This is a genomic window from Paracidovorax sp. MALMAid1276, assembly GCF_049198005.1.
In the GTDB taxonomy this organism is placed as follows: Bacteria; Pseudomonadota; Gammaproteobacteria; order Burkholderiales; family Burkholderiaceae_C; genus Acidovorax.
Genome location: NZ_JBMIRS010000231.1, coordinates 1 through 10554, shown reverse-complemented (window position 1 = coordinate 10554; position 10554 = coordinate 1). Strand labels below are relative to the sequence as shown.

Sequence of the window (10554 nt, the reverse complement as noted above, 5' to 3'; positions counted from 1 at the left end):
CGGGGCGGCCCTTGCTCGGCTGCCCTCGCTCGGCCCGCCCCATTTCACGCATCCATGGACTTCGCCACTTTCCTGATCCAGCTGCTCAACAGCGTGCAGTACGGCCTGCTGCTGTTCATGCTGGCGGCCGGTCTCACGCTGATCTTCGGCATCATGGGCGTGGTGAACCTCGCGCATGGCAGCTTCTACATGCTGGGGGCCTATCTCGCGTACTCGCTGTCGGGGCATTTCGGCAGCCTCACGCTGGCCATCCTGGGGGGCGCCGCGCTGGCAGTGGTATTTGGCTTGGCGCTCGAATGGCTGCTGTTCCGGCACTTCTACCACCGCGACCACCTCGACCAGGTGCTGCTCACTTTCGGCCTGATCTACATCTTCGAAGAGCTGCGCTCACTGCTGTGGGGCGACGACGTGCATGGCGTGGCCATTCCCGCCGCGCTGAACTGGTCGATCCCGTTGACCGACACCCTCTCCTACCCCGTCTACCGGCTCTTCATGTCGGGCATTTGCCTGGCGCTGGCCGTGGCGCTGTATCTGCTGATTTCCAAGACCCGGCTCGGCATGAAGATCCGGGCCGGCGCGTTCAACCGCGACATGGCCGAGTCGCTGGGCGTGAACATCAAGCTCATCCACGCCATCGTGTTCGCGCTGGGCGTGGGGCTGGCGGCAGTGGCGGGCATGGTGGCCGCGCCGGTGTCCAGCGTCTACCCCAACATGGGCTCTTCGGTGCTCATCATGTGCTTTGTGGTGGTGGTGATCGGCGGCATCGGCTCGGTGCGCGGTGCCCTGATTTCTGCCTTGCTGGTGGGCCTGGTGGACACCTTCGGCAAGGTGCTGCTGCCGCAGGTGGCGGGCATGCTGGTCTATATGCTGATGGCGGCCGTGCTGCTGTGGAAACCCGAAGGTCTCTTTAAACAATGAGCACTCCGCGCGCCAATATCGAAGTACTGCCGCGCAGCGTGCAGTTCACGCTGGTCCTCGGCCTTGTTGCGCTGCTCGCCTTCCCTTTCGTGGGCAGCGACTTCTATGTGCAGATGGTCACGCGCATGATGATCATGGCCATCTTTGCGATGAGCCTGGACCTGTTGCAGGGCGTGACCGGCCTGGTGTCGCTGGGGCACGCGGCCTACTTCGGTGTGGCGGGTTATGCGCTGGCCTTTCTTACTCCGGCCGACGCGCCGGTCAGCCTGTGGTGGACGCTGCCGCTGGCCGTGGGTGGCTCCGCGCTGGCGGCGCTCGTCATCGGTTTCTTCGTGGTGCGCACGCACGGTATCTACTTCATCATGGTCACCATGGCGTTCGCGCAGATGGTGTTCTATCTGTTCTTCGACAACAAGGCGCTGGGCGGCTCGGACGGCCTGTACATCAACTTCCGGCCCGACGCGTCCATCCTCGGTTGGCTGCCTTTCGACCTGGAGGGCCGCAAGACCTTCTACTACTTCACCCTGGCCCTGGTCGTCGCCGTCTACGCGCTGCTGCGCCGCCTGCTGTGGAGCCCGCTGGGCCGCGCGCTCTCGGGCATCCGCATCAACGAGCACCGCATGCGCGCCATGGGCTTCGGCACGCAGGGCTACAAGCTCACGGCATTCACCGTGGCGGGCGCGCTGGCGGGTCTGGCGGGCTATCTGTGGGGTGCGCAAACGGGTTACGTGAACCCCGAGCTGATGGGCTTTCACATGAGCGCGCACGCCATCATGATGGTCATCCTGGGCGGCATGGGCAACTTCGCGGGCGCCATCGTGGGGGCCTTTGCGTTTGAGTACCTGCTGCATGTGTTCAAGGACATCACCAAGCACTGGCAGCTGCTGATGGGCGGCTTCATCGTGCTGGTGGTGGTGGCCGCACCGCGCGGACTGCTGGGCATGCTGGCCCGCCCCCGCGACGCGGCTTCGCCCCCTCTTCCCGCTGCATCGCCAAAGGGGCCGGACCATGGCTGAAGTTCTCCTGTCCGCCCAGCAGGTGACCAAGCGCTTTGGCGGGCTGGCGGCCGTCAACAACGTGTCGGTGGACCTGTGGCGGGGCCGCATCCACGCCGTCATCGGCCCCAACGGCGCAGGCAAGTCCACGCTGACCAACCTGCTCTCGGGCGACCTGCCGCCTACCGCAGGCAAGGTGCTGCTGGGTGGCACCGACGTGACCGGCTGGGCGCCCGAGCGCATCTCGCGCCAGGGCCTGGGCCGCAGCTACCAGAAGACCAACATCTTCCTGCCGCTCACCGTGCACGAAAACGTGCGCCTGGCCGCGCAGTCGCGCGATGCGCAGCAGCCCTGGAACCCTCTGCGCTGGTGGCAGGACACCCGCTCTGCCACTATCAAAAACAGAGCTACCAACGCCCGTCTGGAAAGCGCCATCGAGCTTTCTGGCCTCAAAGACCGGCGCACGGCCATCGCGGGCGCCATGAGCCACGGCGAACAGCGCCAGCTGGAGATCGCCATGACGCTGGCCACCGAGCCGCGCGTGCTGCTCCTCGACGAACCGCTGGCCGGCATGGGCGTGGCCGAAGCCGAGCGCATGGTCGAGCTGCTGCAGCGCCTCAAGCCCGCGCACGCCATCATGCTGGTGGAGCACGACATGGACGCCGTGTTCGCGCTGGCCGACCGCCTCACGGTCATGGTCAATGGCGAGGTGATCGCGCACGGCACGCCCGGCGACGTGCGTGCCGATGCCGCCGTGCAGGCCGCCTACCTCGGAGAGGACCACTGAGATGACCACTCCATGGATCGATGCCAAGGGCATCCACACCTTCTACGGCAGCAGCCATATCCTGCACGGCGTTGACTTCACCGTGGGTCAGGGCGAAACGATTGGCCTCATGGGCCGCAACGGCATGGGCAAGAGCACGCTGCTCAAGTCGCTGATGGGCCTGGTCAAACCCCGCTCGGGCACAGTGGCCGTGGCCGGCCGCGACATGACGGGCAAGCCGCCCTACGAGGTGGCGCGCCTCGGCATCGCCTACGTGCCCGAGGGGCGCGGCATCTTTGGCAACCTGAGCGTGGTCGAGAACCTGCAGATGGCCGCCCGCGCCGGCACGCGCGGCCAGCGCGACTGGACCTACGAGCGCGTGCTGGAGACCTTTCCGCGCCTGAAGGAGCGGCTGTCGCACGGCGGCCAGCAGCTCAGCGGGGGCGAGCAGCAGATGCTCACCATCGGCCGCGCGCTGATGACCAACCCCGACGTGCTCATCCTCGACGAAGCCACCGAGGGCCTGGCGCCACTGATTGCGCGCGAGATCTGGCGCATCTGCAGCGTCATCAAGGACAGCGGCATCAGCAGCGTGATCGTGGACAAGAACTGGAAGCACGTCACCCAGATCACCGACCGCAACATCATCCTGGTCAAGGGCCAGGTGGTGTTCGAGGGCAGCTCGCATGCGCTGCATGCAGAGCCCGCGCTGCTGGAGCAGTACCTCGGGGTTTGAGCGAAGGTCCGAGCCGGCCACGCCCGCCCGCGCCGATAGAATCGTCCGCTTTCGTCTTTGAAGGGCCCCCCCGTGTCTGATCGCCTGGCAGTGCTGCCGCAATATCTGATGCCCAAACAGGCACTGACATCCCTCGCCGGCCGATTCGCATCGGCGCAGCTGGGTGGGCTCACCACCTCGGTGATCCGCTGGTTTGTGGGCCGCTACAAGGTGAACATGGCCGAGGCGGCCAACCCCGACATTGCCAGCTACGCCAGCTTCAACGATTTCTTCACGCGGGCCCTGAAACCCGGCGCCCGCCCGCTGGCCGGCGCTGACCTGATCTGCCCCGTGGACGGCGCCATCAGCCAGTTCGGCCCCGTTGCCAAAGACCAGATCTTCCAGGCCAAGGGCCACAGCTACTCCACCACCGCCCTGGTGGGCGGTGACGCAGCGCTGGGCGCGCGCTTCGAGAACGGCCACTTCGCCACGCTGTACCTCAGCCCGCGCGACTACCACCGCATCCACATGCCCTGCGCGGGCACGCTCACGCGCATGGTCCATGTGCCCGGCGACCTGTTTTCGGTCAACCCCACCACCGCGCGCGGCGTGCCCGGCCTGTTTGCGCGCAATGAGCGCGTGGTCTGCGTGTTTGAGTCGGACCACGGCCCCTTCGTGCTGGTGCTGGTGGGCGCCACCATCGTGGGCAGCATGGCCACCGTGTGGCATGGCCAGGTGAACCCGCCCCGCCCCGGCACGCCGCGCCAGTGGGACTACGCGCCCGGCCAGGTGCGCCTGCAAAAGGGCGAGGAGATGGGGCGCTTTTTGCTGGGCTCCACGGTGGTGATGCTGTTCCCGCAGGGGCCGCTCACCTTCAACCCCGCCTGGGCACCCGCGCGGGCCATTCAGCTGGGCGAGGCCATGGCGCAGCGCAGCGCCTGAATTTCAAGCCTTTTCGGCCCCTAGCGCTTATCCAATAAGCGCCAGCAGCTATCAAAACAGGAGTATTTCAGCAGCGGTGCGCGGCGGCAAACGCCAGCGCGGCGGTCAGCATGCGCGCAAGGTGCGGCTGCACCCCCGCCGCCACCTCGGGCAGGTAGTCAAACGGCAAGGCCTCCTGCATGTAGCTGCACTGGGTCATCTCCAGCTGCACCGCGTGGATGTTGTGCGCGGGCTGGCCATAGTGCCGTGTGATGTGGCCGCCCTTGAAGCGGCCGTTGAGCACGCCCGTGTAGCCGGGCGCCGACTGGGCAATGGCCAGCAGCTCGGCAGCGAGCGCCGGGTCGCAGCTCGCGCCGTCGGCCGTGCCCAGGTTCAGGTCGGGCAGCTTGCCGTCAAAAAAGCGCGGCAGCACCGAGCGGATCGAATGCGCATCCCACAGCACCGCCACGCCGTGCAGGGCGCGGATGCGGTCCAGCTCCGCCCGCAGCTGCGCGTGGTACGGCACCCAGACGGCGTTGCGGCGCGCGGCGATCTCGGCGTCATCCGGCACATCGCCTTGCGCATAGATGGGCGTGTCGTCAAAGGTGTCCACGGGGCACAGGCCGGTGACGCTCTGGCCGGGGTACAGGCTTGCGCCATCGGGCGGGCGGTTCAGGTCCACCACGTAGCGCGAATGTGTGGCGACGAGGATGGATGCGCCCAGGTCTTTCGCAAACGCGTAGAGGCGCTCCATGTGCCAGTCGGTGTCGGGCACGTGGCGGGCCTCGTCGGTGAAGCGCGCGGCGAGCTGCGGCGGCACATAGGTGCCCGCGTGGGGCATGGAGATCAGCAGGGGCGCTGTGCCCTGGTGAAAGGTGAAGGGCGGAGGCGTGGTGGTCATGGATAACAAATGGGTTGGAGTCCAAGGGCCCGGGGTTTCAACCCGCTGCAATGGTCATGGAGCGCGCGGCTACAAACGCCTGCGCAGCTGAATCGTGGAGGACATGGCGGCCCTGCGCCACGCGCTGGGCGCCCGCCACCCACAGGCTGGCGATGGCCGAGGTGCGGTGGCTGCCGAACACGTGGGCCGACAGCATGCTGTGCGCGGGCAAGCCCGCCAGCGCCACGTGCTGGGCGTCCAGCGCCACCATGTCGGCCTGCTGGCCCACGGCCAGTCCACCGATCGCGCGGCCGGATGCCTGCGATCCGCCCTGCACCGCCTGGAGCGTCATGGCCGTGGCCACTTCGGGCTGCGCTGCCGTGGCCAGCACATTGCGCTGGCGCAGCGACAGGCGCTGGCCGTATTCCAGCATCAGCAGCTCCTCGGCCGCGTTCACGCAGGCGTGGCTGTCCGAGCCCACGCCCCAGCGGCCGCCGTGCTGCAGCCACAGCGGCATGTCGAAGATGCCGTCGCCCAGGTTGGCTTCGGTGGTGGGGCAGATGCCAGCCACGGCGCCGGTGGCAGCGGCGTCGGCATATTCCTGCGGCGTCATGTGCGTGGCATGCACCAGGCACCAGCGTTTGTCCACCGGCGCATGGTCGAGCAGCCATTGCACGGGGCGCTGGCCGCTCCAGGCGATGCAGTCTTCCACCTCCTGCGTCTGCTCGGCGATGTGGATGTGGATGGGCGCCTGGGGGTTCAGCGCCGTGAGGCCCTGCACGGCAGCAGTCAGACTGTCGGGCGGCACAGCCCGCAGCGAATGCGGGGCAAGGCCCAAATTGGCCCCCAGCGCTTGTGTGGCGGTCGCCAGGCGCTCCAATAAAGATAGCATGCTATCGGTGCTGCGGATGAAGCGCGCCTGGTCGGCACGCGGCGGCTTCGCGCCGAAACCGCTGGTCTGGTAGAGCACGGGCAGCAGCGTAATGCCGATGCCCGCACGCTGCGCCGCGCGCAGCAGCGCCAGCGACAGCGTGGCATCGTCGGCGTAGGGTGTGCCGTCCGGGCTGTGGTGCACGTAGTGGAACTCGCACACGCTGGTGTAACCCGCCTCCAGCATCTCTATATAGAGCCAGGTCGCAATGGACTCCAGCGACTCGGGCGTGATGCGCGCGGCAAACCGGTACATCAGATTGCGCCAGCTCCAGAAGCTGTCCTGGCTTTGCGCGCGGTATTCGGTCAGGCCCGCAAACGCGCGCTGAAACGCGTGCGAATGCAGGTTGGGCATGCCGGGGATCAGCGGGCCGGGCGCGACCGGCGTGCCTGCGGGTGCAGCGCTGTCCGCAGCGACGTGCGTGATGCGCCCTGCCCCGTCCCAGGCGACGAGCACATCGCGCGCCCAGCCGGTGGGCAGCAGGGCGTTGGCGGCGAACAGCTGCTTCGTCGTCATGGCATGGCTCCGTGGATACGCCCCTGGCGCACGATGGTGGCAGCGGGCTTGTGGCCCACCCAGTAGGCCAGCTCGGCGGCCTCGCCCACGGGCCACAGCACGAAGTTGGCGGGGCGGCCCGATGCGATCAGGCCGTGGGTATCTTGCAGGCCCAGCGCGCGTGCAGCATGGGTGGTGATACCGGCCATCGCCTCGGGCACCGTCAGGCGAAACAGCGTGCAGGCCATGTTGGCCATGAGCAGCAGGCTGAGCGCAGGCGAGGTGCCAGGGTTGTGATCGGTGGAGACGGCCATGGGCACGCCCGCCGAGCGCAGGGCCTCAATGGGCGGCAGGTGCGTGTCGCGCAGCGTGTAGTAGGCGCCTGGCAGCAGCACGGCCACGGTGCCTGCGGCCTTCATGGCGGTAATGCCTTGCTGCGACAGGTGCTCGATGTGGTCGCACGACAGTGCGCCGTAGCGCGCGGCCAGGGCCGCCCCGCCCATGTCCGACAGCTGCTCGGCATGCAGCTTGGGCGGAATGCCCAGCTTTTGCGCAGCCTGGAACACCTGCTCCGTCTCGGCCAGCGTGAAGGCGATGCGTTCGCAGAACACATCGACCGCATCCACGAGGCCTTCGGCGGCCAGTGCGGGCAACATCTCATTGCAGACCAGGTCGGTGTAGTCCTGGCTGCGCCCTGCAAACTCGGGGGGCAGCGCATGCGCGCCGAGGAAGGTCGTGCGCACCGTCACGCCGAATGCCTCGCCCAGACGGCGGGCCACGCACAGCTGCTTGCGCTCGTGCTCCAGGGCCAGGCCGTAGCCGGACTTGATCTCGATGGCGCACACGCCTTCATCCAGCAGCGCCTGCAGGCGCGGGGCGGCCTGGGCGAAGAGTTCGTCTTCAGTGGCTGCGCGGGTGGCCTTCACCGACGACACAATGCCGCCGCCCGCTTTTGCCACGTCCTCATAGCTGGCGCCGGCCAGGCGCATGGCGAACTCGTTGGCGCGCTGGCCGCCGTAGACCAGGTGGGTATGGCAGTCGACGAGGCCCGGCGTGACCAGCGCGCCCGCCCCTTGCCTGCGATGGAGGTGCTGCCAGCCGGGGGGCAGTGCCGCGTCCGGACCCACCCACCGCATCTGCCCTTGCTGCACGACGATGCTGACGCGCGCGCCGGGCGGCACGGGTACATCGGGCTGCACCAGCGCCGGCACGGCCAGCAAGCCGTGCCAAATGCCATCGGCGCTGGGGCCGGGTAAGGAATCGATGCGATCAGGCATGGGGCTGGGCTCTTTTACTACGATTTTGATAGCTGAAAGCGCTTATTGGATAAGCGCTGAAGGCGATTTTGATGATGAATTCAAGGCCACCACGTCCACCCAGACCAGCGCAGGCCGCTCATCGGGCGCAAAAGGATGGGGGTTGGCGACCTCGGGCGACAGCGGCTGCAAGGGCTGCAGCACCCGTGCGCCCATGGGCCCATGCCACCACAGGCCCTGCCCGGGTTGCAGCATACGCGCCGCCTCGCCGCCCAACACCGCCCACTGGCCCTGCAGCACCATGCACAGCCCGGCCCCCGTGGCGCCCACCGTGGCCGTGTCGTGCACCACCTGCATGCGGCCCTGCCACTGGCCTCGGCGCAGCATCAGGTTGAAGTCGGTCGACGGCCCGCCGATCAGGCGGCTGTGCAGCGGCTGCTCACCCGCAAAGCCCCAGGGCTGCCAGCGCTGCTGCAGCGTGTGGCACAGCTCGGCCTGTTCGCCATGCAGCGTCACGCCATCGCCGTCGAGCAGCATGATCTGACGGTCCACCCCCATGAACGCCGAAAACGGCCCCGGCGCCGCGATGCGGGCCACGCTCACGCGCCAGCCAAAGGCCTCGTTGCCCGCACCGGGCGGCCAGCACACCAGCTCGCGCGTGGTGCCGCCACCGTTCTTCCAGTGGGTGGCAGGCACCGTGCGCAGATCAAACCAGTGCGCGGCCTCGCCCCGTGGGGAGCCGGCCGGAGAGTCCGCCGCACCACCCAGCGCATCCAGCGCACCCGGCGCGCCCGGCACACCTGGCGAAGCGGCCCCTGCAGGGTCAGTGGCAGGCATCAGCGCGCTCCGTCTGCACCCGGCACCATCGGCAGCTTCAGGCCTTGCTGCTTCGCCGTCTGCACCGCCAGTTCGTAGCCCGCGTCGGCATGGCGCATCACGCCGCTGCCGCAGTCGTTGACCAGCACGCGCGCCAGGCGCTCGGCAGCCGCATCGGTGCCATCGGCCACGATGACCATGCCCGAGTGCTGCGAGTAGCCCATGCCCACGCCACCGCCGTGGTGCAGGCTGACCCAGGTGGCGCCGCCCGCGGTGTTGAGCAGCGCGTTGAGCAGCGGCCAGTCGCTCACGGCGTCGGTGCCGTCCTTCATGCCCTCGGTCTCGCGGTTGGGGCTGGCCACGCTGCCGGTGTCCAGGTGGTCGCGGCCGATCACGATGGGTGCCTTCAGCTCGCCGTTCTTCACCATCTCGTTGAAGGCCAGGCCCGCAAGGTGGCGCTCACCCAGGCCCAGCCAGCAAATGCGTGCGGGCAGGCCCTGGAAGGCAATGCGCTCGCCCGCCATGTCCAGCCAGCGGTGCACATGCTGGTTGTCGGGGAACAGTTCCTTGATCTTGGCGTCGGTCTTGCGGATGTCCTCTGGATCGCCCGAGAGTGCCACCCAGCGGAACGGCCCCTTGCCTTCGCAGAACAGCGGACGGATGTACGCGGGCACAAAGCCGGGGAAATCGAAGGCGTTCTTCACGCCTTCGTCGAAAGCCACCTGGCGGATGTTGTTGCCGTAGTCCACCGTCGGGATGCCCATGGCCTGGAAGTCGAGCATGGCCTGCACGTGCACGGCGCACGAGCGGGCGGCGGCCTTTTTCAGCGCTTCATGCTGCGCCACGTCCTGCTGCGCGGCGCGCCACTGCGCCACCGTCCAGCCGGCAGGCAGGTAACCATTGACCAGATCGTGCGCGGAGGTCTGGTCGGTGACCAGGTCGGGCCGAATCGCGTTCGGGCCGCCGGCCTTGGCGCGCTTGACCAGCTCGGGCAGCACCTCGGCCGCATTGCCCAGCAGGGCGATAGAGATGGCTTCCTTGCGCTCCGTATGGTGCTTGATGAGCGCGATGGCGTCGTCGATGTCCTTGGCCTGCTTGTCCACATAGCGCGTGCGCAGGCGAAAGTCGATGCTGCTTTGCTGACATTCGATGTTGAGCGACACCGCGCCCGCGAACGTGGCGGCCAGGGGCTGCGCGCCCCCCATGCCCCCCAGACCGGCCGTCAGGATCCACCGGCCCGCGAGCGAGCCGCCATAGTGCTGGCGCCCGGCCTCGGCAAAGGTTTCATACGTGCCCTGCACGATGCCCTGCGTGCCGATGTAGATCCAGCTGCCGGCCGTCATCTGGCCGTACATGAACAGGCCCTTCTGGTCCAGCTCGCTGAAGTGCTCCCAGTTGGCCCATTTGGGCACCAGGTTGGAATTGGCCAGCAGCACGCGGGGTGCATTGGGGTGGGTCTTGAACACGCCCACCGGTTTGCCGGACTGGATGAGCAGCGATTCATCCTCGTTCAGGTCTTTGAGCGAGGCGAGGATCTGGTCAAAGCATTCCCAGTTGCGCGCCGCGCGGCCGATGCCGCCGTAGACCACCAGGTCCTGCGGGCGCTCGGCCACCTCGGGGTCGAGGTTGTTCTGGATCATGCGGTAGGCCGCCTCGGTGAGCCAGTTCTTGCAGGTGAGCTGGGTGCCACGCGGCGCGCGGATCACGCGGCTGGCGTCGTGGCGGGGGTCAGTGCTGGAGGCTGCGGCGATGATGGCGTCGTTGGCGTTCATGGTGGGCTCCTGAATGAATGGGGTGACAGTGGATCGATGGAAGTGTGGCTGCGGTCATCCACCCCGTTCGCCCTGAGCTTGTCGAAGGG

10 protein-coding genes are annotated in these 10554 nt (G+C 67.8%); 5 read left to right on the top strand and 5 right to left on the bottom strand.

Annotation, left to right across the window (positions count from 1 at the left end):
* Positions 1-54 precede the first annotated feature (54 nt).
* The 5 genes from ACOQFS_RS18850 to asd all read left to right on the top strand — a co-directional run bounded on the left by ACOQFS_RS18850 (position 55) and on the right by asd (position 4336).
* Positions 55-918 (top strand): branched-chain amino acid ABC transporter permease, encoded by an 864-nt coding sequence (locus ACOQFS_RS18850; protein ID WP_421564350.1) that lies wholly within the window; start codon positions 55-57, stop codon positions 916-918.
* Positions 915-1934 (top strand): branched-chain amino acid ABC transporter permease, encoded by a 1020-nt coding sequence (locus tag ACOQFS_RS18845; RefSeq protein WP_421564349.1) that lies wholly within the window; start codon positions 915-917, stop codon positions 1932-1934. Before ACOQFS_RS18850 ends, ACOQFS_RS18845 begins: the two co-directional genes overlap by 4 nt.
* Positions 1927-2700: an ABC transporter ATP-binding protein gene (locus tag ACOQFS_RS18840; protein ID WP_421564348.1), complete on the top strand. Its 774-nt coding sequence runs from the start codon at positions 1927-1929 to the stop codon at positions 2698-2700. The genes ACOQFS_RS18845 and ACOQFS_RS18840 overlap by 8 nt, the downstream gene beginning before the upstream one ends.
* A 1-nt stretch (position 2701) precedes the next feature.
* Entirely contained in the window at positions 2702-3415 is a 714-nt protein-coding gene (locus ACOQFS_RS18835) for an ABC transporter ATP-binding protein (RefSeq protein ID WP_421564347.1), read from the top strand.
* A 72-nt stretch (positions 3416-3487) separates the two neighbouring features.
* A complete protein-coding gene (gene asd / locus ACOQFS_RS18830) occupies positions 3488-4336 on the top strand; it encodes an archaetidylserine decarboxylase (RefSeq protein ID WP_421564346.1) in 849 nt (282 codons plus the stop codon).
* Positions 4337-4403: 67 nt separating this feature from the next.
* Here the strand turns inward: asd and hutG are convergent, their stop codons facing one another.
* The 5 genes from hutG to hutU form a co-directional block, all read right to left on the bottom strand.
* Positions 4404-5216 carry an N-formylglutamate deformylase gene (gene hutG / locus ACOQFS_RS18825; protein ID WP_421564345.1) on the bottom strand — a complete coding sequence of 271 codons (813 nt, stop codon included), beginning with the start codon at positions 5214-5216 and terminating at the stop codon, positions 4404-4406.
* A 37-nt stretch (positions 5217-5253) separates the two neighbouring features.
* The gene (locus ACOQFS_RS18820) at positions 5254-6642 is read right to left on the bottom strand and encodes a formimidoylglutamate deiminase (protein WP_421564344.1); all 1389 of its coding nucleotides are present in this window, start codon (positions 6640-6642) and stop codon (positions 5254-5256) included.
* On the bottom strand, positions 6639-7898 hold the full coding sequence (gene hutI / locus ACOQFS_RS18815) for an imidazolonepropionase (RefSeq protein WP_421564343.1): 1260 nt from the start codon (positions 7896-7898) through the stop codon (positions 6639-6641). Before hutI ends, ACOQFS_RS18820 begins: the two co-directional genes overlap by 4 nt.
* Before the next feature lie 42 nt (positions 7899-7940).
* On the bottom strand, positions 7941-8645 hold the full coding sequence (locus ACOQFS_RS18810) for a HutD family protein (protein ID WP_421564351.1): 705 nt from the start codon (positions 8643-8645) through the stop codon (positions 7941-7943).
* 68 nt (positions 8646-8713) lie between these two features.
* Positions 8714-10465: a urocanate hydratase gene (hutU, locus tag ACOQFS_RS18805; protein WP_421564342.1), complete on the bottom strand. Its 1752-nt coding sequence runs from the start codon at positions 10463-10465 to the stop codon at positions 8714-8716.
* Between the last annotated feature and the right edge of the window lie 89 nt (positions 10466-10554).